The organism is Pseudomonas synxantha BG33R, from assembly GCF_000263715.2.
Taxonomy (GTDB): Bacteria; Pseudomonadota; Gammaproteobacteria; order Pseudomonadales; family Pseudomonadaceae; genus Aquipseudomonas; species Aquipseudomonas synxantha_A.
In genome coordinates, this window is record NZ_CM001514.1 from 576,132 (window position 1) to 598,663 (window position 22,532).

Sequence of the window (22,532 nt, forward strand, 5' to 3'; positions counted from 1 at the left end):
TCTCGAAGGCAGGCCAGCGTGGGTCTGCCGCCCATTTTACCGGGCCGTGCGCCCGTAGCCAGATCGCTGCATGGAGAGTTATGAAGCCGCGTTTCAAGGTTTTGCAGTTACAGCCGGACTACAACGTCAAGACCCATGACTTCGCCGACCTGGGTGAGCAAATCGTCAAATCCCTGCCGCCTGAACGCTTCGAGGTGACCTCCGGGTTTCTCAGTGGTCGTCCGCTGCCCGGCCAGCCCCTGAGCGTGGCTGAGCACTCCCACTATTTCGAGCTGCCGGAGAAGTCTCTCAAGGGCATTCGTTTTGGCGCCATGTGGCAGATCTACAAGTATTGCCGCGAGCAGAAGTTCGATGTGGTCATCTGTAACCGCTTCAAATCGGTGAACATGATGCTGTCGCTCAATCGCTGGTTGAAAATCCCCCTGTGCATCGGTATCTCCCACGGTTTTGGCGAATATGCCCGTGGTTACCGTCGGCGTCAGACCCAGCGCTGGGTCAGCCCGGCCTGGCGTTTTGTCGGCGTGTCGGAAGCGGTGAAGGACTACCTGGTGGACCTCAACTGTGGGTTCACCCGCGAAAACACCAGCTACGTGACCAACGCTATCGACATTCCCCAGGCAGAAGCCTTGCAGCTGTCCCGTGAGGACGCACGCAAGGCCCTGGGCCTGCCAATGGAAGCACGGATGATCGGCGCTCTGGGCCGTCTGGTGCCGATCAAGGGCCACACTCATCTGCTGCAGGCCTTCGCCACGCTCAAGGATAAATACCCTGAGGCGCAGGTGGGCATCATCGGTTCCGGTCGCGCCGAAGCCGATTTGCGTGCCGATATCGAACGCCTGGGCCTGACCGGCCGCGCGCATTTGCTGGGCTTTCGTGAAGACGGCATGAAGTACGTGCGCGGCTTCGACATCTGGACCATGCCGTCGCTGTTCGAGGGCTTGGGCCTGGCGCTGCTGGAAGGCATGAGCGGCCATCTGCCGGTGATTGCCTCCAACGGTCCGGCGATGCTGCCCCTGGTGCAGGGCGCGGGTGGGCTGTCCCATGATCCGGGCAACGTCGAGCAACTGGCGGCAGCTCTGGATACGTATCTGGCGTTGAGCGATGAACAGCTGCGCGAAAAGGGTGAAGAGGTGTTCCGCTATCTGGAGGCCAACCACACCCTTGACGAGTTCAAGCACAAGTACCTGACCCTGATTGAAACCGGTTTGCGTGAAGTAGGTAGAGCATGAATCAGCAACAGCCCCTGGTCTCGGTGATCATCGCTTCCTATAACCATGGCCAGTACATCGAACAGAGCATCCTCAGCGTGCTGGGGCAGACCTACACCAATATCGAACTGTTGGTGGTGGATGACGGTTCCAAGGATGACAGCGTTGAACGTATCCAGCGCTTGCAGGCCGAGCACGGCTTTGATTTCCAGGTGCAGCAGAACCAGGGCCTCAGCGCCACCTTGAACGGTGCGATTGCCCGTGCCAAGGGTAGCCTGATCGCGCCGTTCGGCTCGGATGACATCATGTTGCCGGACCGTCTCGCCATCCAGGTTGCGTACATGGAAGGCAAGCCGAAGGTGGGCATGTGCGCCGGCAATATCGAGCTGATCGACGGTGACGGCAACCTGCACCCGGAGAAGAAGCAACGTCGCGACGTGCCGTTTCGCAGCCTCGACTTCGACGACATGTTCCTGGACCGCAAGCCCTTTCCGCCGGCGCCGACCATGCTGATTCGTCGCGACGTACTGGAGGAGGTCGGCGGGTTCGACCCGCAGATTCCCCTGGAGGACTTGCTGATCCAGCTGAAGATCACGGCTGCGGGCTATACCATCGACGCTTTGGGTGTGGTGATGGCCAAATATCGCCAGCACGCTACCAACACGTACAAGAACCACCGTTACATGATCCAGAACATTCTCAAGACTTACGCATTGTTCAGCGATCACCCGGCCTATGATCAGGTGCGCTACAACTTCCTGAACTCAATGTTCCTCAAGACCGCCGACCGCGACCGCCCGTTGGCGCGCGAGATTCTCAAGCAGATCCCGTTGAAGTTCTGGGGGCGCAAGACCTTGCGTGGGTTGGTGAGGTTGTATCTGGCGCCGCTCAGGAACTGAAACGGCGCCATCCCTCCTACTACAGGCCCTGTACCTGCTCGCGGATTTTCGCAGTGGCGGCCGGGCTTGCCACCGAGGCATACCCTTTGACCAGTTGTTCGAAATGCGTTTCGAACAGCCAGTTGCGGTCTTGTGGGTAGCGCTGCATGTGACGCAGGTTACGTTGGCGCAGCGCGTAACGCAGTGAAGAGGGGTAGATGCGCAGGTCAGCGATGTCGATCAGGCCGAACTCGCCATCGTCCATCAACAACACATTGCCCAGGTGCAACGAGCGAAAGTACACCCCTCGCTCGTGCAACTGCGCCATGAACCGGCCAAAACGCTCCACCAGTGATTCGCGCAGGCTGCTGTCCAGGCTTTGCAACGCTTGGCGCAAAGTCAGGCCGGGCAGGGGGGTGTAGGTGACGGCACTGCTGGCATCGGGCAAACGATACAGCCCGAGGATTTGCGGAGCGGGGATCCCCAGGGTACGCAGTTGCTCGCTGTTGCTGGCAAAGCGCTCGGAATAGGGGTTGAAACTGCCTGAGGTGTACCAGCGGCGGGGGCGGAACACCTTGAGGAAATTACCGTCTTGCAGGCGCAGTACTTTGGGGCCCAGGCCATCGGCTTCAATGACATGGGCGTTGCTGCACAGCTGCTCGAAAGCCGGGGCCTTGATGTTCTGTACCGGCATGCGCAGCAGGCTGCGGTGGCGCTGGGCGAGGCTCAGACCTGTGATAATTGCCAACGGAATCCAGAGTACGAACCAATGTTCCTTGGGCCGCGACAGAATGCCGCCGCCTTCGGTCAGGCCAGCGCCGATGCCATAGGCCAGCAGCGACGATGCCAGGATGAACAGCGGCTGTGCGCGCTCCTTCAGGCCCTTGTACAGGCCCCACCCGAGCATGAAGATCCACGGGATAAAGCCAATGATACCGACGTAGTAGAGCACCCCGAGCGCAAAGCTGTGGGGTTCGCGCAGTTGGTCGCCATCTGCCAGGGTCAGAAACAGTTCGGAGTCGTAACTGTGACCGATCCACGGGTGTTCGGCGATAAGCCGCAACGACATGCTCCACAGTTCAAGGCGGAATGAGCTGCCTCGTTCAGTGATCGATTCGGGGTAGAGCACCAGGAGCGCGACAGCACCCAGGACCATGCCGCCCAGAAGCAATGCCGAGCGGCGGTTGCGGCTGACAAAGCTCATCCACAGGATCGCCAGCGTCAACGCCACCAGCGGCGTGCGTGAGCCGGTCGCCAGCACCGCCGCCGCCATGATCGCCAGGGCCGGTACGCTGAACCACAATACCTTCAAGCGCTGGGTGGTCATGCAGGCGTACAGCCAATACACAGTGAAAAAACCAAAAAGGTGCGAGCTGAGCAACGGGTTGTCGAGGGCGCCAAGGCCGCCGATCATGCGCATGCCGGGCTGGAATGATTTGACGAACACCACCAGGTTGCAAAGGCTTACCACCAGCGCAATGACGGCGGCACCAAAGAAGATCGGCTTGAACAGTTCATTACGGTAATGCAGCAGGAGCCCGCAGCCGCCAAACAGCATGAAGGTATTGAGCGGCCGCTTGAAAAGGTCGGTATCGGAACTGGGCTCAGGGCTCCAGAGCAGGCTGGCCAAGGCCCAGGCGGAAAAGGCTAGAAAGGCGATAGCCAGGGGCTCTCGTAGCAGATCCCTGAGCTCCCGGGGGCGCATGCACAGTAAAAACAAGGTCGGTACGCTGAACAGGATGTAGACGATCCGGTGCAGGACATTACGATTGCCGACGAAGAAAAGTGCACTCAGGAGCAGCAGCAAGCCAACAGGTAAAATCCAAAGGACCAGGAAGTCGAAAACGCGATTTGAGCCATAGATAAGGCGCTTGGAGTGCATACAGTAGAGCCATTCCACAAATAGAAAGCCAACCATCTTAAGCTAGTGGCTATGTAATGTCGCCGGTCAGATCCAACCGGGCCGCGGGTATACCGGGTGCAAGTACAACAGAGAAGCTGTGCTAAAGTCAGCCTCCTTTTTCAAAACGCCGCGTGATATGACCGACTCCAGTCCGAGCGCAAGCCCTTCGAGCTTGAAAATATACTTCCGCCTGCTCAGTTACGTTAAGCCCTACATGGGCTTGTTCGCGTTGAGTATCCTTGGATTTCTGATTTTCGCGTCGACCCAACCGATGCTGGGTTACATCCTCAAGTACTTTGTAGACGGCCTTTCCAATCCGGAAGCCGTGTTGTTCCCCACCGTACCCTTCCTGCGCGATCTGCAACTGCTGCAGGCGGTGCCGCTGCTGATCATCCTGATCGCGGCCTGGCAGGGCCTGGGTTCGTTCCTGGGCAACTATCTGTTGGCCAAGGTCTCCCTGGGGCTGGTTCATGACCTGCGGGTGCAGTTGTTCAACAACTTGCTGACGCTGCCCAACCGTTACTTCGATAACCACAACTCCGGGCACCTGATTTCCCGCATCACCTTCAACGTGACCATGGTCACAGGTGCGGCAACCGATGCCATCAAGGTGGTAATTCGCGAAGGCATGACGGTGATCTTCCTGTTCGCCTCCCTGCTGTACATGAACTGGCGCCTGACGCTGGTCATGATCGCGATCCTGCCGTTGATTGCGGTAATGGTCAGCACCGCCAGCAAGAAATTCCGCAAGCAGAGCAAGAAGATCCAGGTGGCCATGGGCGACGTGACCCACGTGGCCTCGGAAACCATCCAGGGCTACCGCGTAGTGCGCAGCTTTGGTGGCGAAGTCTACGAAGAGAAGCGCTTCCTCAAGGCCAGCCAGAGCAACACCAACAAGCAACTGCGCATGACCCGCACCGGGGCGATCTACACCCCGGCGCTGCAATTGGTGATCTACTCCGCCATGGCTGTGCTGATGTTCCTGGTCCTGTATCTGCGTGGCGATGCCTCGGCGGGTGACATGGTTGCCTACATCACCCTGGCCGGCTTGTTGCCCAAGCCGATCCGTCAACTCTCGGAGGTCAGCTCGACCATCCAAAAAGGTGTGGCGGGCGCAGAAAGCATCTTTGAACAGCTGGACGAAGACGTTGAGGTCGACCACGGCACCATCGAGCGCGACAAGGTCAATGGCCGCCTGGAAGTGCGCAATCTGAACTTCACCTACCCAGGCACCGAACGCCATGTGCTCAAGGACATCAGCTTCACCGCGGAGCCTGGGCAGATGATCGCTCTGGTGGGCCGTTCAGGCAGCGGCAAGTCGACCCTGGCCAGCCTGATCCCGCGTTTCTACCACCATGAAAGCGGTGAGATCCTGCTCGATGGCGTAGAGATCGAAGACTACAAGCTGCTCAACCTGCGCAAGCATATTGCTCAGGTCACCCAGCACGTGACCCTGTTCAGCGACACCGTAACCAACAACATCGCCTACGGCGATCTGGCCGGTGCACCTCGTGCCGACGTTGAAGCGGCGGCGGCGGATGCCAATGCCAAGGACTTCATCGACCAGTTGCCCAAAGGCTTCGATACCCAGGTCGGTGAGAACGGCGTGCTGTTGTCCGGCGGCCAGCGTCAGCGCCTGGCGATTGCGCGCGCCTTGCTCAAGAACGCGCCGCTGCTGATTCTCGACGAGGCCACTTCGGCCCTTGATACCGAGTCCGAGCGGCATATCCAGGCGGCACTGGACAAAGTCATGCAAGGCCGTACGACCTTGGTGATCGCGCACCGATTGTCGACTATCGAGAAAGCCGACCTGATTCTGGTGATGGATGACGGGCGGATTGTCGAGCGCGGCACCCACGGCGAGTTGCTGGCGCAGAACGGCTATTACGCTCGCCTGCATGCCATGGGGCTGGATGCGCCGGTAGCGGCTGACATCACCTGATTCGACAGCGACACAGAGCTAATGTGGGAGGGGGCTTGCCCCCGATAGCGGTGTATCAACCGGCATTTGTGCAAGCTGATACACCGCCATCGGGGGCAAGCCCCCTTCCACATTTGGCCTGCAGTGCGCGCAAGCGACCGCAAACCCTGTGCTAATATCGCGCCCCTGTTCATTTTGTATGTGGGTTGCTCCATGAAGTTGTCCATGCCGCGATTCAATCAAGCCGCTGTCTTGGTGGTCGGCGATGTCATGCTCGACCGTTACTGGCATGGTGGTACCTCACGGATTTCCCCTGAGGCTCCGGTACCGGTCGTCAAGGTCGAGCAAATCGAAGACCGCCCGGGTGGCGCTGCCAACGTCGCTCTCAATATTGCCGCCCTCGGTGCCCCGGCTTCCCTGGTGGGTGTGACCGGCGACGACGAAGCTGCCGAAAGCCTGGCCAACAGCCTGCAGGGGGCCGGCGTGCGTGCACTGTTCCAGCGCATCGCCCATCAGCCGACGATCGTCAAGCTGCGGGTCATGAGCCGTCACCAGCAATTGCTGCGTATCGATTTTGAAGAACCCTTCGCCACCGACGCCCTGGCCCTCGGCGACCAGGTCGAGGCGCTGCTCGAAGGTATCAAGGTGCTGGTATTGTCCGACTACGGCAAAGGCGCCTTGCAGAATCACCAGGTGCTGATCCAGGCCGCCAAGGCTCGCAACATTCCGGTACTCGCCGATCCCAAGGGCAAGGACTTCTCGGTGTATCGAGGCGCCAGCCTGCTCACGCCTAACCTCAGTGAGTTCGAAACCATCGTCGGCGGTTGTGCCGATGAGCACGAACTGGTGAGCAAGGGCGCGGCGCTGATGGCCGAGCTTGATCTGGGCGCCTTGCTGGTGACCCGTGGCGAGCACGGTATGACCCTGCTGCGACCTGACCATCCGGCCATGCACCTGCCGGCGCGGGCCCGTGAAGTGTTCGACGTTACCGGTGCCGGTGACACCGTGATTTCCACCCTGGCGGCGTCTATCGCGGCCGGTGAGGAACTGCCCCACGCCGTGGCCCTGGCCAACCTGGCGGCGGGCATTGTGGTGGGCAAGCTGGGTACCGCGGCCATCAGCGCACCGGAGTTGCGCCGTGCGATCCAGCGCTCCGAAGGCTCGGAGCGCGGCGTGCTGGGCCTGGAGCAGTTGCTGCTGGCGATTGACGATGCACGTGCCCATAACGAAAGCATTGTGTTCACCAACGGTTGCTTTGACATCCTGCACGCCGGGCATGTGACCTACCTGGAGCAGGCGAGTGCCCAAGGCGATCGCTTGATCGTCGCGGTCAACGATGATGCTTCGGTTAGCCGCCTGAAGGGGCCGGGCCGTCCGATCAACAGTGTTGACCGGCGCATGGCGGTGCTGGCGGGCCTGGGCGCGGTGGACTGGGTGATCAGCTTCTCCGAGGATACTCCGCAAAATCTGCTGGCCCAGGTCAAGCCTGACGTGCTGGTAAAGGGTGGTGACTATACCGTCGACCAGGTCGTGGGGGCGGATATCGTCAGCGCCTACGGCGGTAAGGTCAAAGTGCTGGGCCTAGTTGAAAACAGCTCAACCACCGCTATCGTCGAGAAGATCCGTAATAATGATTGATACTAAAAAGTGGGTTCTGATCACTGGCGGCGCTGGCTTCATCGGCTCACATTTGGTTGATGCGCTGCTTGCTGGAGGCTATTGGGTCCGCGTGCTGGATAACCTGTCCACTGGCAAGCGAAGCAATTTGCCGCTCGATAACGAGCGAGTCGAACTGCTTGAAGGTGACGTCGCCAATGCCGAAGAGGTGGCGCGGGCCCTTGTTGGTGTGACGGCGGTGGTGCACTTGGCGGCTGTAGCTTCGGTACAAGCATCGGTGGATGATCCCGTCAGCACCCATCAGAGCAATTTCGTCGGCACCTTGAATGTCTGCGAAGGAATGCGCAAGGCCGGTGTGAAGCGTGTGGTATTTGCCTCCAGCGCAGCTGTGTATGGCAACAATGGTGAAGGTGCTTCGATTGACGAGCAGACAGCTAAAGCCCCATTGACGCCCTATGCTTCGGACAAGTTGGCTGGCGAGTACTATTTTGATTTTTACCGCCGCCAGCATGGGCTGGAGCCGGTGATTTTTCGTTTCTTCAATATTTTCGGACCCCGCCAGGATCCGTCATCGCCGTACTCCGGCGTGATCAGCATCTTTAGCGAGCGTGCCCAGCGTGGCTTGCCTATCACCGTGTACGGCGATGGTGAGCAGACCCGCGATTTCATGTATGTGGAAGATTTAGTCAATGTGCTGGTGCAGGCCGTTGAAGTGCCAGACGCTCCCTTGGGGGCCATTAACGTCGGCTGGAGCCGCACCACCACCCTCAGGCAGGTTCTGCAGGCGCTGGAAGAGGCCTTGGGCTCGTTGCCTGCTGTGACATATGAAGCGGCGCGCTCGGGCGATATTCGGCATTCAAGGGCGAATAACCAACGGTTGTTGGCCAGTTTCACGCCGCCCGAGCCTACCCCGTTGAAAGTGGGGCTGGAGCGCCTGTTGAACAGCTGACGGTTTTACCTGCATGAGCCGAGGTGGACAGAACCGTCCTCCTCGCGCCTCAATGAAAGGTTAGCGCATCAGCTCCTGATGTTTTTCTTCGGTACGATCTTGCGCAGCATCTGCCGCGCCTTGCCGGTCAGGCGCTTGAGTTTCGAGTCCTTTTCCGGCTCTGCCAGGCCTTGCTGGCGCAGCCAATCCTTCCAGCGAATCCGCTCATCGCGCACCAGCCAGCCCTCTTGCTGGGCAAAGCTTTCCGCCAGGTACAAACCGCGTGTGCTGGCCGGGTACAGCTGATCTTTCTTGACGGTATACAGTTCGGCCAACGGCTCGCCGTCTTTCAATGGCATCAGGTACAGATCCGGACGCTGACGATCCAGGCGCGCCACCAGTTGGTCACCTTCCAGGCGTTCATCCACATGGAACAAGCTCAGGGACTTGGCTTCCTTTGGCACTTCCAGGCGCAGGTCATAAATCAATTGCAGCGATGCCGTTGGCAGGTGCACATAGGCTCGTGGGCGCTCGATCAGTTGCGTGGTGGCGCAGCGTACCGGGCGTGCGGCGCCGGACAAGGGGCTCAGGCGAAACGGCAGAGCTTCGCGGTAATGCAGGGCGGCGGAGTAGGGCGCCGGTAGCCAGGTGTCATTGAAGCGCCCGCCGAGCCAGCCTTCAGGCGTCTCCAGCAGGCACTCTTCGGCAATTTCCTGGATCGCGGTGTGCAGCGGCAGGTTCAGTTCATGGGCCGGGACGTAGCCGGAGATCAGCTTGAGCACCACATCGCCGCGGTCCTGACGACGCTGGCGCACCAGCACCCAGTAATCCTTGTTTTGCCAGTGCAGTGTCAGGCGCACCGAGACGCCGAGGTTCGCCAGTTCCAGGGCGAAGCGTTCGGCATCCGGCACCTCTACCGGCTTGCGCCGTTGCAGGGTCTGGGCGAAGTTGAGCGGCATGCCGACGCTCTGGTAGCTCAGGCCTTCGGGGGTAGCCTCTACGTGCAGCGGCAGTGTCTTGAAGTTACTGGGGTTCTTTCTTATGAGCGTACGCGGCATGTCGGCTCCTTTGTGCGACGGGGTCGGCCGCGTGGGCGGCATCAGAGTTGACGGATGACTCGGGCAGCGGTTGCCACGTTATGGGCCAGGTGCAGCGGATTAATGGTCCCGACAATAGCACTGGCGACGCCCGTTTGCGCAAACAACAGCTGGAAACTGGCATGAATTGGATCCATTCCTGGCTCCAGGCACACGTGACCGCTGGCCAGGGTTTTTTTTACCAGGATGCCCTTGCCATGGGTGCTCGCGTAATCGATCACGGTTTTCTCGGCCTGTTCATTGAGGTTGTAGGTGACCATCGCGCAATCGCCCTGTTCCAGGGCCTTTATGCCGCCTTCGACGGTTTTTCCGGAGAAACCGAAACCGCCGATCTTGCCGTCCTTCTTCAGTTGGGCCAGGGTCTGGTAAACCTCGCAGTCGTTGAGGATGTGCAAGTCGTTACCGTCGGAGTGCACCAGCACCAAATCGATAAAATCCGTTTCAAGGCGTTTCAGGCTGCGTTCGATCGACATTCGCGTATGGGCCGCGCTGAAGTCGTGACGGGACACGCCATCGGCAAACTCTTCGCCGACCTTGCTGACAATCACCCAGTCGTTGCGCTGGCCACGCAGCAACGGGCCCAGGCGTTCCTCACTCATGCCGTAGGCGGGGGCGGTGTCGATCAGGTTGATGCCCAGCTCGCGAGCCTGGCGCAGCAGCATTCGCGCCTCGTCGTCGCCGGGAATCTGAAAGCCGCTGGGGTATTTGACCCCCTGGTCGCGGCCCAGTTTGACGGTGCCCAGGCCCAATGGCGACACCAGCAGGCCGGTGCTGCCCAACGGGCGATGCAGGTCGTGCAGGGTTGGCAGGCTCATGGCAACAGTTGCTCCCAGGCGGGTTGGCCGATAGCCGGTTTTGGCAGTTCGGGCAGTGGGGTGCTGGCGCCGGGGCGAATGCCGTCGCGCTCCAGAGCGTGGAGGACGCGGTCGGCGAAGTCCGGTGCCAGGGCCAGTTTGGTCGGCCAACCGACCAGCAGGCGGCCGTCTTCGGCCAGAAAGGCGTTGTCGGGCCGGCTCAGCCCCGATTGCAGCGGCTCGGCGCGCTCCACCCGCAGGGTTCCCCACCGGGTCTGGCTCATGTCGATCCAGGGCAGCAGGTGCGCCAGCTCTTTCTGGGCGGTGGCAATTTGTTCGTCAGGCGTACGCGCCACGCCATCGGCCTCGGCGATATCCCCGCCCAGGTACCACACCCAGTTGCCATCGGCAGCCGGGTGAGTGGTTACGGTGATGCGTGGCTTGGTGCCGCCGCCCAGGCAATGGGCATACAGCGGCTTCAGGCCCGGGCCTTTGGCGATGATCATATGCAACGGGCGTTTTTGCATGGCCGGCTGGCTCAGGCCCAGGGCTGCGAGCAGATCAGCGGTGCCGGCGCCAGCGCTCAGCACGATGCGCTGGGCACGGATCTCGCGGCCATCGACCTTCAAGCCCACCAGCGTATTACCGTCCAGCAACGGCTCGATGTGCTGGCCTGCGAGCAAGCCGTCACCCGCCAGTTGCGCCAGGCGTTCGATCAGGCTCGGTACGTCCACTACCAACTCCGCCAGACGATAGACCTTGCCCTTGAAGCGGCGGTCTTGCAGGGCAGCAGGCAGTTCTTCGCCCTTGACCTGATCAACGCGGCCGCGCACGGCCTTGCTGGCAAAAAAGCTGGTGAGGTTGCCGGCGAGGGTGCCCGGGGACCACAAATAATGCGCTTGGGACAACACGCGCACGCCGGACAGATCCAGCTCACCGTCACCCGCAAGGGCTTCACGCCAGCGCCGCGGCATGTCGGCAATGGCTTCGGAGGCGCCGGTGAGGGCGCCGTGCAGGGCGTATTTCGCCCCGCCGTGAATGATCCCCTGGGACTTCACGCTTTGCCCGCCGCCCAGGCTGGCGCTTTCCACCAGTACCGTGGAAAACCCCTGGCGGCGCAGGCGCGCATTGAGCCAGAGGCCGGCAACCCCGGCGCCGACAATCAGAACGTCGGTGGAAATAACGGATGGCATCGGCGACCTCAGTGTTCAAGACAAGAGGCGCAGTATACAGGCTGTTGAGTGACGGTCAGTGCCCGGCGGTTTTCGAGAACAGCTGAATCACCACCACGCCCAGCACGATCAGGCCCATGCCCAGCATCGCCGGCACATCCAGCTTCTGCCCGTAGATGAACAGCGCCGCGACACTGACCATCACAATCCCCAGCCCTGCCCAGACCGCGTAAGCCACGCCCACGGGCACGGTGCGCACCACCAGGGTGAGCATCCAGAACGCTACGCCATAACCCGCGATCATCAGCAGCAGCGGGATCGGTGTGCTCAAGCCTTTGACCGCTTTCATGGAGACGGTGGCGATCACTTCCGAGCAAATGGCAATGGCCAGGTAGCAGTAGGCGGCGTTCATGGGGCAATCCTCAAGGTGAAGCTGGTTTGATAAGGTCGGCATTCTAGAGGTTCAACAGATGCGGTAAAGTCATTACCTATCCGAATTCAAGATAGGTTCAACCATGAGCGTGCAGTGGGATCTGGAACAGATGCGCCTGTTTGTCAGCGTTGCCGAGCAGCGTTCGTTCTCTGCCGTAGCGCGCGGGCAACGCAAGGCGCAATCGGCGGTCAGCAATGGCATCGCCCTGCTGGAGGCGGACCTGGGCGTCAGCCTGTTCGAACGTAGTAGCGGCCGCCAGCCACGCCTGACCGAAGCCGGCAGCGTGTTGCTGGAAGAAGCACGTGAAGTGCTGCGCCAATGCGAGCGGCTTAACGGCCGGGCGCTGTCCCTGACACGTGGCGAGGAAGCCTGCCTGCGGCTGGCCCAGGATGAGGCGATGTTGTTTCAGCCGGTGCTCGATAGCCTGGAGGCGCTGGCGGCGCAATACCCGCTGCTGGAAGTGCAGTTGTCCAGCGCCGCCCAGGGCGATGTGGCGCGCAAGCTGGTGGAGCGCCAGGCGGACCTTGGGTTGTTGTTCTATCACGACCAAATCCCGGAGGCCCTTGAGCGGCGGGTAGTGGGCAGTGTGGAAATGGTCACGGTATGCGGGGTGAATCATGCGTTGGCCAAGGAAACTTACGTGACTTGCCAGCATTTGGCCCAGCATCGGCAGTTGCTGATGTCGACCCAGACCAGCGTCTACCCTGGCAGCGAAGCGGCCAGCCCTCTGGTGTGGCGCGCCGACAGCTTCTACGTATTGGCCGAATGGCTGATGAGCGGCCTGGGCTGGGCCTGGCTGCCTCGGCACATCGTGCAATACCCGACCTACCAACAACAGATGGTCGAGTTAGCCAGCGAATGGACACCGCCGGCGCTGGTCGTGGAACTGGTATGGCGGCGCGATGAGCACCTGGGGCCCGCCGCTCGCTTCCTGGCTAAACGATTTGCCGAGTGCTTGCAGGCGATCGACTGAAAAAGCCGATAAACTCCGCCGCCATGAATAGAACTCTCTACAGCTGTCTGTTTTACCTGGCGCTGCCGTTGGTGGCCTTACGTTTATGGCTGCGCGCGCGCAAGGCACCGGCCTATGCCAAACGTGTGGGCGAACGGTTTTCCTATGGCTTGCCGGTGATGCGCCCCGGCGGTATCTGGGTGCACGCCGTTTCGGTGGGCGAAAGCATTGCCGCCGCGCCGATGATTCGCGCTTTGCTGGCGCGGTATCCGCAACTGCCGATCACTGTCACCTGCATGACGCCTACCGGTTCCGAGCGTATCCAGGCGTTGTTCGCCAATGAGCCGCGCATCCAGCATTGCTACTTGCCCTACGACTTGCCCTGCGCCGCCAAGCGTTTTCTCGACCGAGTGCAGCCCAAGCTGGCGGTGATCATGGAAACCGAGCTATGGCCCAACCATATCCATGCCTGCGCTCAACGCGGTATCCCGGTCGCGCTGGCCAATGCAAGGTTGTCGGCGCGTTCGGCCAAGGGCTACGCCCGGTTCGCCAGGCTGACGGCGCCGATGCTGGCGCAAATGAGCCTGTTCGCCGTGCAGACGCAAACCGAGGCGGAGCGCTTTCGCAGTCTGGGCGCACGGCCTGAAACGGTGGAGGTGACTGGCTCGATCAAATTCGACCTGACCATCGACCCCCAATTGACGGCCCGCGCCGCTGACTTGCGTGAACAGTGGGGCGCCAGCGACCGGCCAGTGTGGATCGCCGCCAGTACCCATGAAGGTGAAGACGAAGTGGTGTTGGCTGCCCATCGCCAATTGCTGGCGAGCTATCCCAACGCGTTGCTGATTCTGGTGCCGCGTCACCAGGAGCGCTTCGGCCCGATGTTCGAGCTGAGTGTGCAACAAGGGTTTGCCACGGTGCGTCGCTCCAGCGGTGAACCGGTCACCGAGCAAACCTCGGTGCTGCTCGGCGATACCATGGGTGAGCTGCTGTTTCTCTACGCCCTGGCCGACAGTGCCTTTGTGGGTGGCAGCCTGGTGCCGACCGGCGGGCACAACCCGCTGGAGCCGGCGGCTTTGGGTAAGCCTGTGATCATGGGGCCGCACTTGTTCAACTTCCTCGAAATCAGCACGATGATGCGCGACGCCGGGGCGTTGCGAGAGGTGGATGATGCAGACGGTTTGGCCGAAGCGGTGCGGCAGCTTTTCGAGCTGCCGCAGGATGCACACAGGATGGCGCAGGCGGGGTTGAAAGTGATGCAGGCCAACCAGGGTGCGTTAAAACGCCTTTTGGACGGTTTGGAAAGATTGATCGCTCACTGACCCAGCGCCCATCAAATGTGGGAGGGGGCTTGCTCCCGATGGCAGTGGGTCAGCCAACCTATTGGGCGACTGACACAGCGCTATCGGGAGCAAGCCCCCTCCCACATTGGTTATGCGGTGAGCTTAATAGCCCGGGCGGGCCTTGAGCTGTTCGGCAGCGGCCTTGGCCAGGTCCGGCGGCAGGAAGTCCTTGTCCGGGTTGTAGTCGGCCTTGAGATAGCGCGCCAGGTCTTGCAGGTCCCCTGGGTTCAGAGTGCCCGCCGCCTGTTTCAAGCGCAGGTTGTCGAGGATGTAGTCGTAGCGGCTGTTGTTGTAGTTACGCACCGACGCATACAACTGGCGCTGTGAGTCCAGCACATCGACGATGTTGCGCGTGCCCACCTGATAACCGATTTCCGTGGCTTCTACCGCGCTCTGGTTGGAAATGATCGACTGGCGGCGTGCCTGCACCTGCTCCACGTCGGTGTTCACTGCACGGTGCAGGTTGCGGGTGTTTTCCACCACCTGGCGGCGCAGGCCCTCGCGCTGTTGCTCGGATTGGTCGAGGCGTGAATAGGATTCGCGCACTTGCGAACTGGTGAGGCCGCCGCTGTAGATCGGGATGTTCAAACGCAGGCCGATGGTGCGTTGCGACACATCGCCGCCGTACGGGATAGGCAACTGATTCGGGTTGCTGAACCCCAGGGCGTCGTTGTCGCCTTTTTCGTATTGCGCGACCGCATCGAGTGTCGGCAGGTGGCCGGCCTTGCGCTGCCTGAGGGTTTCTTCGGCGGCGGTCACGGCGTAATTGCTGGCTAGCAGATTGAGGTTCTGACGCCCGGCGGTTTCGACCCAGGCCTTGGCGTCGTTCGGCGCCGGCGGCAGCACCGGCAGGGTATGGACGATGCCCTGGATCGAGTTGTATTGGCGGTTGGTCAGGGTAATCAGCGCTTCGAAAGCGTCGTCTACCTGGCGCTGGGCCACGATGCGGTTGGCTCGGGCGGTGTCGTAGCTGGCCTGGGATTGCAGCACGTCGGTCTTGTCCGACAGGCCCACATCGAAGCGCTCATTGGACTGGTCGAGCTGACGCTTGAAGGCATTTTCTTCGGCCTTGGTCGACGCCAGGTTGTCCTGGGCGCGCAGCACGGCGAAGTAGCTCTCGGCACTCTGCAAAATCAGGTTCTGCTCACTGGCCGACAGTTGCAGCGAGGCTTGCTCGTTGACGGCTTCGGCAGCTTGCAGCTGGAACCAGCGATCGGCGCGGAACAGCGGCTGGCTCAGGGTAGCGCGCCAGGAGTGGGCGTCACGGTTGGCCGTGGCGGCGGGCTGGTCGATCTGGGTGCGCACATTGTTACTGTCGGCCCCGGCCGACAGGTTCGGCAGCAGGCCTGCGCGCGCCTGGGGCACCACCTCTTTTTGCGCGCCATATTGAGCGCGGGCAGCGGCCAAGTCGGCGTTGTTGCTCGCCGCTTCCTGATAGACGCTGACCAGATCGGTGTTGGTGGACAAGGGCGCTTCAGCTGCCCAGACCAGTCCGTTGGTCGCACAAGACACGGCAAGAGCCAGTGAAAGTTTGCGCAGCATGAGGCGATCCCTAATTTAAATATTACGGCAATAATTTAGCGCTCAAGGCTAAGGCTGGCCATTCCTGGCGTCAAGCCTTGAAGCAGTGCCCGAGTGTAGTTGCCGGACCTGCGCACAACAATCCCACGATCACGCCATTCATCACGCTGAATGCACCGCTATTGGCAATTTGCCCACGCCATGGTCTAGACTGGCCGCGTTCTTGTCGGGGTGCCTTGTTGGAAGGCTGAGATCGGTAAATACCGGATCCCGTTGAACCTGATCAGGTTAGCGCCTGCGTAGGGAACAAGATTTCTCGTCACCCGGCGAGTCCTCTTGTGCTTCGTCCGGGATGTTGTTCGACAATCGAACAGCCCTCGTGCGCCAAGCACAGCACTGGTTCCAGTGCGTCCATCCGTCACAGGTTCGCTCCGACAAAAATCCACCGCCTGGATCAGTTGGAGAGCCCGTGATGAGCACTGAGATAAAAAGTACAAAACCAAAAAATACTGTGCACCTGAGTGAATCGGCCAAGGTCGACTCCGGCTCCGTGCAGCCGTTTACCCGCTCGCAGAAAATCTACGTGCAGGGCTCGCGCCCCGACATCCGCGTACCGATGCGGGAAATCAGCCTGGATGTGACCCCCACCGAGTTTGGCGGCGAAATCAACGCCCCTGTGGTGGTCTACGACACCTCCGGCCCCTATACCGACCCCAACGTCATCATCGATGTGCGCAAAGGCCTGGCTGATGTGCGCTCGCCGTGGATCGAAGAGCGTGGCGATACCGAGCGGTTGTCCTGCCTGAGTTCCAAATACGGCCAGGAACGCCTGGATAACCCGGACCTGGCCTACCTGCGCTTTGCCCACCTGCAAAACCCGCGTCGGGCAAAGGCCGGGGCCAACGTCAGCCAGATGCACTACGCACGAAAAGGCATCATTACGCCCGAGATGGAATACGTGGCCATCCGCGAAAACATGAAGCTCGAAGAAGCCCGTGCAGCCGGCCTGCTCAAGCAACAACATGCCGGGCACAGCTTTGGTGCCAGCATTCCGAAAATCATCACGCCTGAATTCGTGCGCGAAGAAATCGCCCGCGGCCGCGCAATTATCCCGGCCAACATCAACCACACCGAGCTGGAACCGATGATCATCGGCCGTAACTTCCTGGTGAAGATCAACGGCAATATCGGCAACAGCGCCTTGGGTTCGTCCATTGAAGAAGAAGTGGCGAAAATGACCTGGGGTATCCGCTGGGGTTCGGACAACATCATGGACTTGTCCACCGGCAAACATATTCACGAAACCCGCGAATGGATCATCCGTAACTCGCCCGTACCAATTGGCACCGTGCCGATCTACCAGGCCCTGGAAAAAGTCGACGGCGTGGCCGAAGACCTGACCTGGGAGTTGTTCCGCGACACCCTGATCGAGCAAGCCGAGCAGGGTGTGGACTATTTCACCATCCACGCCGGCGTGTTGCTGCGTTACGTACCGCTGACTGCCAACCGCGTGACCGGCATTGTCAGCCGTGGCGGCGCGATCATGGCCAAGTGGTGCCTGGCCCACCACAAGGAAAACTTCGCCTACACGCATTTCGAAGAAATCTGCGAAATCATGAAGGCCTATGACGTCAGCTTCTCCCTGGGGGACGGCCTGCGCCCGGGTTCGGTGGCCGATGCCAACGACGCTGCGCAATTCGGCGAGCTGGAAACCCTGGGCGAGTTGACCAAGATCGCCTGGAAGCACGACGTGCAAACCATGATCGAAGGCCCCGGCCATGTGCCGATGCAGTTGATCAAGGAGAACATGGACAAGCAACTGGAGTGCTGCGACGAGGCGCCGTTCTACACCCTCGGCCCGCTGACCACCGACATCGCGCCGGGCTACGATCACATCACTTCAGGTATTGGCGCGGCGATGATCGGCTGGTTCGGATGCGCCATGCTCTGCTACGTCACGCCCAAGGAACACCTGGGTTTGCCGAACAAGGATGATGTGAAGACCGGGATCATCACCTACAAGATCGCCGCACACGCCGCAGACCTTGCCAAGGGCCATCCGGGTGCGCAGATTCGCGATAACGCCTTGAGCAAGGCGCGCTTCGAATTCCGTTGGGAAGACCAGTTCAATCTCGGCCTGGACCCGGACACCGCACGGGCGTTTCACGACGAAACGCTGCCGAAGGAGTCGGCCAAGGTGGCGCATTTCTGCTCCATGTGCGGGCCGAAATTCTGTTCGATGAAGGTGACTCACGAAGTGCGTGAGTATGCGGCCAACCAGCGTATTGAAGCGGTGGATGTGGACGTGGCCAAGGGGTTGGCCGAGCAGGCGGAGCGGTTCAAGCGCGAAGGCAGTCAGCTGTACCAGAAGGTCTGATCCCGAGTCGGCGGTGCCTGCACGGCCGTCATCGCGGGCAAGCCCGGCTCCCACAGTTGATCGAGTTGTACACAGTTTTTGTGTCCACAGCCGGTCCCCTGTGGGAGCGGGCTTGCCCGCGATAGCGATCTCCCAAACAACAAGTGCCCCTTAGAGATCACACCCTTGAGCAATCAACCCAGCACCTATTCCCCGGACATCGCGGAGCCTACTGACAAACGCGTCTGATGCCGCCAGCCTGCTCGGCACACGAGCGTTCAGCGAGGGCAGCCTGCTGGCGAGTCCCGTGCTGTGGACGCTGTTCTTCGGTGGTCTGGCGACCTTGCTGGCGGTCAGTGGCCCGCTGACGTTTGTACGGCAAATCCTGCGCAAATGGGGGATTTGGCTGCTGGCACTGGCGGGCGCCGGGCTCGGCATTCCGCTGCTGTTGATTCTGCTCGATGAGTCGGAAAACGCCTTTGCCGATATTCACTCGGCGGCGGTGTCCAGTGGGATGCTGTTGCGTATGAAGGTCGAGCACCTGGCGTTGGCCATTGGCCTGGTCTGTACCTTGATTGCCTGTTTTGCACCCTTGGCGCAGTACCAGAACTTCCTGCTGCTGATCGGCTCAGTGTTTGCGCCGCTGTTCGGCGTGGTCGGTGCGACCCTGCCGGCATTGCTGCTGGCAGGGCTGTTGCAGGCGATTCGGGGCCGGGCCGTTAGTGGCGAGCAGGCATCAGTTCAGGCTTGATCACACCCGTGAGGCGCGTATAGGGGATGGTAATTTCGATCAGCCCCTGTGCGTAAGGGGCGATGGTGGCAACGTTGTACTTGAGTACTACGCCACCACTGGTCAAGGCCACGTTCGGGGTTTTCTGGAACGGCCAGTTCTTCAGGAACTCCGGATCGCGGTCCATCTTGGTGTTGATCAACCAACTGTTATGCGCAACTTTCGCAGTGTTCCAGAATGCCTGCTCCTGGCCCGGCAGCAACATGTCAGCCAGGCTCAACTCCTTGTGCAGCAGGCGCGAATAGTTGATGAAACCACGGCCCGGCTCACCATGAGCGACGCCGGTGTCGAGGTAGCTGGACACTTCAACGATCACCAGGGCGTCATGTTGCTCACGTACCTTGGCTTGCAGATACATGCTGTGGCGGTCCGCGGATTCGCGCAGGAACTTGTCTCGATAGGCATTGAGCGTCGCAGGCACACTGGCGCCGGGCGTAGTGCGGGTCATCTGCAGCAGGCGCTGTTCCACCAGGCTGTCGAGTTGCGGGTCAGCGGGGAAGTGCACGGTATCGATGTTCACCAGTGGGCAGTCCGGGCTATCACAGCCAGGCTTGATCTGTTCCGACTTGTCGGTCGTGACGTCCAGCGGCTTGAGCTGGCCGGGTTGGAACAGGCTCTGGCAAGCACCCAGGGTCAAGGCAATACAGGCCATGGAGGCGATTTTTAAAAGCGACATGTGTGTCCTTCGTAAATCGATGGAAAGCGAAAAGAGTAGCGCTTGGACTGCCAACAAGGCAGTCAGTTCGCCACTAGACTGATGGGGGGAGAGTTTGACGTCCGCCGTCGGTCCCGGCAACCGGAAAGGGGCTGCATCACCGGGCAACGGCGCGTTAGGATGGCGCCAATTGCACAAGCACACTCCGTGTCAAAGAGAGGAAACACATGACGGACACCGCGAAGTCCACGCCGAACAAGATCGAGATCGTTCAGCGCGACAATAGCTACCAGGGCTTCTACAAGCTCGATCGCGTGCAACTGCGCCACGAGAAATTCGACGGTGGCATGAGCCGCGTGATCAGCCGCGAAGTCTTCGTTCGCCATGACGCCGTGTGCGTGCTGCCCTACGACCCGCAACGTGACGAGGTGGTGCTGATCGAACAGTTTCGCGTCGGCGCCATGGGCCGCGCCGACAACCCGTGGTTGGTGGAGATGGTCGCCGGCCTGATTGACAAGGATGAGCAACCGGAGGAGGTTGCACACCGCGAGGCCGAGGAGGAAGCTGGGTTGACGTTCTCCGCGCTGTGGCCGATCACCAAGTACTTCCCGTCGCCCGGCGGCAGTACCGAATTTGTCCACTTGTACCTGGGCCGTTGCGACAGCGCGGGCGCTGGCGGCATCCATGGATTGGAAGAAGAGGCAGAAGATATCCGCGTCACCGTCTGGGCATTCGAAGACGCTCTGCAAGCGGTGCGCGACGGCAAAATTTCCAATGCAGCCAGCATCATCGCCCTGCAATGGCTTGCGCTTAACCGCGCGGAAGTGAGGGGGCTATGGCAGTAAAGGCACGGGAACGTTATCGAGTTGACCTGATCGGGCTGCAAGCCGCCTGCGAGGCCAATTATGCGCGGCTGATGCGCCTGCTTCCCGACATGCGCCACACTCCTGAGGCGCGGCGTATCGCCGTGACCCATGGCGACCAGATGCTTGGTGTGCTGACCCTGGAAGTTATCGTCAATTGCCCGTACACCACCACCCTGCGCGTACGCCAGGAACACAGCCTGCCCTGGCTGCCGGTGCCGCAACTTGAAGTGCAGGTGTACCACGACGCGCGTATGGCCGAAGTGATCAGCGCCGAACATGCGCGACGCTTTCGCAGCATCTATCCTTACCCGAATGTGTTCATGCACCAACCCGATGAGAAAGCACAGCTCAATGTGTTCCTCGGTGAATGGCTGAGCCACTGCCTGGCCCTGGGCCATGAGTTCGAAGTTGTGCGCTAGATGTGAATTGAGCCTGTTTCTCAGGTTTCCTCTTTGAGTCCTGCCCTAGCATAATCGTCAAATTATCCATGCCTGTGATTGCCAGGGAGAGCGCCTTGCCTCGCGTACCCACCATGAACCCTGATGCTGCGTTGTTGGTGCAATTGTCCGACAGCCATCTGTTTGCCGAAGCGGACGGCACGCTGCTGGGCATGAACACCCGTGCAAGCCTGCAACGCGTAATCGACCTGGTGCACGAGCAACAGCCGTGTATTGACCTGGTGCTGGCGACGGGCGACTTGTCCCAGGACGGCACACTGGCGTCGTACCAGCTATTTCGGGACATGACCGCGCCCATCGGTGCGCCGGCGCGCTGGATCCCGGGTAATCATGACGAGCCGCAGGTCATGGCCGAGGCCGCTGTGCAAAGCGACTTGCTCGAACCCGTGGTGGACGTGGGCAACTGGCGCATAACCCTGCTGGACTCCGCGGTACCGGGTTCGGTGCCCGGTTACCTGCAGGATTCGCAACTGCAATTGCTTGCCCAGGCCCTGAGTGAAGCGCCGAGCCGCCATCACCTTGTGTGCTTGCACCATCATCCAGTGTCCATCGGCTGTGCGTGGATGGAGCCGATCGGCCTGCGCAATCCCGAGGCGCTGTTTGCCGTGCTTGACCGCTTCCCGCAGGTCAAGGCGCTGCTCTGGGGGCATGTGCATCAGGAAATCGACCGCGAGCGCAACGGCGTGCGGTTGCTGGCCTCACCGTCCACCTGCATCCAGTTCGCGCCGGGCAGCGAGGGTTTCCAGGTCAGCGAGCAAGCGCCGGGGTATCGCTGGCTGCGCCTGTATGCCGACGGGCGGTTGGAGACGGGGGTAGAGCGGCTTCGGGACTTCGCGTTTACCGTCGACTACGGCAGCAACGGCTACTGAATGTGGGAGGGGGCTTGCCCCCTCCCACAGGGTTGTGTGGGTGTCAGAGAGAGTGTGTACTCACACATGGCCTCGATCCCTGTAAACTGCGCCTCTTTGGCCCAAGCACGGAGAGCCCGGCATGTCCGCTTCGATCCTGTATATCCACGGCTTCAACAGTGCGCCAGCCTCCAACAAGGCCAGCCAGTTGATCACCGTAATGGGCAAGCTTGGCCTGTCCGACCGTTTGCGTGTGCCGGCCCTGCATCACCACCCGCGTCAGGCGATTCTGCAATTGGAGCAGGCCATTGACCAACTGGGACGGCCGCTGCTGGTCGGCAGCTCACTCGGCGGCTACTATGCAACCCATCTTGCCGAACGCCATGGCCTGAAGGCGCTGCTGGTCAACCCGGCGGTCAGCCCCCATCGGATGTTCGACGGTTACCTGGGCACCCAGAAGAACCTCTACACCGATGAGACCTGGGAGTTGACCCATGATCACGTCGCACCGCTGGCCGAGCTGGAAGTACCGGCGCCGCAGGATGCAGGGCGGTATCAGGTGTGGTTGCAGACCGGGGACGAAACCCTGGATTATCGCCTCGCCCAAGCGTATTACCGAGCCTGTGCCTTGCGCATCCAGGCCGGTGGCGACCATGGTTACCAAGGGTTCGCCGAGCAATTGCCGGCCTTGTTGAGTTTTGCCGGCATTGGCGCAGATCAGTATCAATCCTTCGATTTTTCGTCACTGTAAAAAATCGCAGGTCACTTTTTAATCGAACGACTCACGACGAG

Annotated in this window: 19 protein-coding genes, 1 pseudogene and 1 riboswitch; of the genes and pseudogenes, 13 read left to right on the top strand and 7 right to left on the bottom strand. The window is 60.7% G+C overall.

All coding sequences use genetic code 11. The features are described from left to right. Window positions 1–80: 80 nt before the first annotated feature. Complete coding sequence (locus PSEBG33_RS24390) at window positions 81–1,229, top strand: glycosyltransferase family 4 protein (protein ID WP_005784154.1); 1,149 nt, start codon at window positions 81–83, stop codon at window positions 1,227–1,229. Continuing rightward, window positions 1,226–2,107, top strand: a complete 882-nt coding sequence (locus tag PSEBG33_RS24385) for a glycosyltransferase (RefSeq protein WP_005784155.1) — start codon at window positions 1,226–1,228, stop codon at window positions 2,105–2,107. Before PSEBG33_RS24390 ends, PSEBG33_RS24385 begins: the two co-directional genes overlap by 4 nt. A gap of 19 nt (window positions 2,108–2,126) precedes the next feature. Here the strand turns inward: PSEBG33_RS24385 and PSEBG33_RS24380 are convergent, their stop codons facing one another. Continuing rightward, window positions 2,127–3,968: a bifunctional O-antigen ligase/aminoglycoside phosphotransferase family protein gene (locus PSEBG33_RS24380; RefSeq protein WP_005784156.1), complete on the bottom strand. Its 1,842-nt coding sequence runs from the start codon at window positions 3,966–3,968 to the stop codon at window positions 2,127–2,129. Window positions 3,969–4,125: 157 nt separating this feature from the next. On the opposite strand from PSEBG33_RS24380, the gene msbA reads away from it, so the two are divergent. From msbA to PSEBG33_RS24365, 3 genes are all read left to right on the top strand, one after another. After that, window positions 4,126–5,931, top strand: coding sequence for a lipid A export permease/ATP-binding protein MsbA (msbA, locus tag PSEBG33_RS24375; protein ID WP_005784157.1), 1,806 nt, complete (start codon window positions 4,126–4,128; stop codon window positions 5,929–5,931). 192 nt (window positions 5,932–6,123) lie between these two features. Continuing rightward, on the top strand, window positions 6,124–7,548 hold the full coding sequence (gene hldE / locus PSEBG33_RS24370; protein WP_005784159.1) for a bifunctional D-glycero-beta-D-manno-heptose-7-phosphate kinase/D-glycero-beta-D-manno-heptose 1-phosphate adenylyltransferase HldE: 1,425 nt from the start codon (window positions 6,124–6,126) through the stop codon (window positions 7,546–7,548). Continuing rightward, entirely contained in the window at window positions 7,541–8,476 is a 936-nt protein-coding gene (locus PSEBG33_RS24365) for an NAD-dependent epimerase/dehydratase family protein (RefSeq protein WP_005784161.1), read from the top strand. The genes hldE and PSEBG33_RS24365 overlap by 8 nt, the downstream gene beginning before the upstream one ends. A gap of 68 nt (window positions 8,477–8,544) precedes the next feature. On the opposite strand, the gene PSEBG33_RS24360 is transcribed toward PSEBG33_RS24365, so the two are convergent. From PSEBG33_RS24360 to PSEBG33_RS24345, 4 genes are read right to left on the bottom strand one after another with little or no spacing between them, the layout of a single operon-like run. Continuing rightward, the gene (locus PSEBG33_RS24360) at window positions 8,545–9,513 is read right to left on the bottom strand and encodes a hypothetical protein (protein WP_005784162.1); all 969 of its coding nucleotides are present in this window, start codon (window positions 9,511–9,513) and stop codon (window positions 8,545–8,547) included. A 41-nt stretch (window positions 9,514–9,554) separates the two neighbouring features. Further along, window positions 9,555–10,367 carry an aldo/keto reductase gene (locus PSEBG33_RS24355; RefSeq protein ID WP_005784164.1) on the bottom strand — a complete coding sequence of 271 codons (813 nt, stop codon included), beginning with the start codon at window positions 10,365–10,367 and terminating at the stop codon, window positions 9,555–9,557. Beyond that, window positions 10,364–11,539: an NAD(P)/FAD-dependent oxidoreductase gene (locus PSEBG33_RS24350; protein WP_005784166.1), complete on the bottom strand. Its 1,176-nt coding sequence runs from the start codon at window positions 11,537–11,539 to the stop codon at window positions 10,364–10,366. Before PSEBG33_RS24350 ends, PSEBG33_RS24355 begins: the two co-directional genes overlap by 4 nt. Window positions 11,540–11,594: 55 nt before the next feature. After that, window positions 11,595–11,930: a DMT family transporter gene (locus PSEBG33_RS24345; protein WP_005784167.1), complete on the bottom strand. Its 336-nt coding sequence runs from the start codon at window positions 11,928–11,930 to the stop codon at window positions 11,595–11,597. 103 nt (window positions 11,931–12,033) lie between these two features. Here PSEBG33_RS24345 and PSEBG33_RS24340 point away from each other — a divergent pair, with 103 nt between their 5' ends. Further along, a complete protein-coding gene (locus tag PSEBG33_RS24340) occupies window positions 12,034–12,924 on the top strand; it encodes a LysR family transcriptional regulator (protein WP_005784169.1) in 891 nt (296 codons plus the stop codon). 23 nt (window positions 12,925–12,947) lie between these two features. Then, entirely contained in the window at window positions 12,948–14,225 is a 1,278-nt protein-coding gene (gene waaA, locus PSEBG33_RS24335) for a lipid IV(A) 3-deoxy-D-manno-octulosonic acid transferase (protein ID WP_005784171.1), read from the top strand. 123 nt (window positions 14,226–14,348) lie between these two features. Here waaA and PSEBG33_RS24330 read toward each other — a convergent pair whose 3' ends face one another. Beyond that, window positions 14,349–15,788 (bottom strand): TolC family outer membrane protein, encoded by a 1,440-nt coding sequence (locus PSEBG33_RS24330; protein ID WP_005784173.1) that lies wholly within the window; start codon window positions 15,786–15,788, stop codon window positions 14,349–14,351. Between the two features lie 196 nt (window positions 15,789–15,984). Next, window positions 15,985–16,090: riboswitch (TPP riboswitch) on the top strand. Between the two features lie 149 nt (window positions 16,091–16,239). Here PSEBG33_RS24330 and thiC point away from each other — a divergent pair. Together thiC and PSEBG33_RS24320 are read left to right on the top strand one after the other, a co-directional pair. Then, window positions 16,240–18,144, top strand: a complete 1,905-nt coding sequence (gene thiC / locus PSEBG33_RS24325) for a phosphomethylpyrimidine synthase ThiC (RefSeq protein ID WP_005784175.1) — start codon at window positions 16,240–16,242, stop codon at window positions 18,142–18,144. A 226-nt stretch (window positions 18,145–18,370) separates the two neighbouring features. Then, window positions 18,371–18,874: pseudogene (locus PSEBG33_RS24320) on the top strand (hypothetical protein); the annotation flags it as partial. On the opposite strand, the gene PSEBG33_RS24315 reads toward PSEBG33_RS24320, so the two are convergent. Beyond that, on the bottom strand, window positions 18,843–19,589 hold the full coding sequence (locus PSEBG33_RS24315; RefSeq protein WP_005784179.1) for an RsiV family protein: 747 nt from the start codon (window positions 19,587–19,589) through the stop codon (window positions 18,843–18,845). The pseudogene PSEBG33_RS24320 and the gene PSEBG33_RS24315 sit on opposite strands and share 32 nt — an antisense overlap. Window positions 19,590–19,795: 206 nt before the next feature. On the opposite strand from PSEBG33_RS24315, the gene PSEBG33_RS24310 reads away from it, so the two are divergent. From PSEBG33_RS24310 to PSEBG33_RS24295, 4 genes are all read left to right on the top strand, one after another. Next, window positions 19,796–20,413, top strand: coding sequence for an NUDIX domain-containing protein (locus tag PSEBG33_RS24310; RefSeq protein WP_005784181.1), 618 nt, complete (start codon window positions 19,796–19,798; stop codon window positions 20,411–20,413). Continuing rightward, window positions 20,404–20,853: a DUF1249 domain-containing protein gene (locus PSEBG33_RS24305; protein ID WP_003209507.1), complete on the top strand. Its 450-nt coding sequence runs from the start codon at window positions 20,404–20,406 to the stop codon at window positions 20,851–20,853. The genes PSEBG33_RS24310 and PSEBG33_RS24305 overlap by 10 nt, the downstream gene beginning before the upstream one ends. A gap of 113 nt (window positions 20,854–20,966) precedes the next feature. Beyond that, window positions 20,967–21,761: a 3',5'-cyclic-AMP phosphodiesterase gene (cpdA, locus tag PSEBG33_RS24300; protein WP_420066310.1), complete on the top strand. Its 795-nt coding sequence runs from the start codon at window positions 20,967–20,969 to the stop codon at window positions 21,759–21,761. Window positions 21,762–21,882: 121 nt separating this feature from the next. Further along, window positions 21,883–22,491, top strand: a complete 609-nt coding sequence (locus PSEBG33_RS24295) for a YqiA/YcfP family alpha/beta fold hydrolase (RefSeq protein WP_005784188.1) — start codon at window positions 21,883–21,885, stop codon at window positions 22,489–22,491. The last annotated feature ends 41 nt before the right edge of the window (window positions 22,492–22,532 follow it).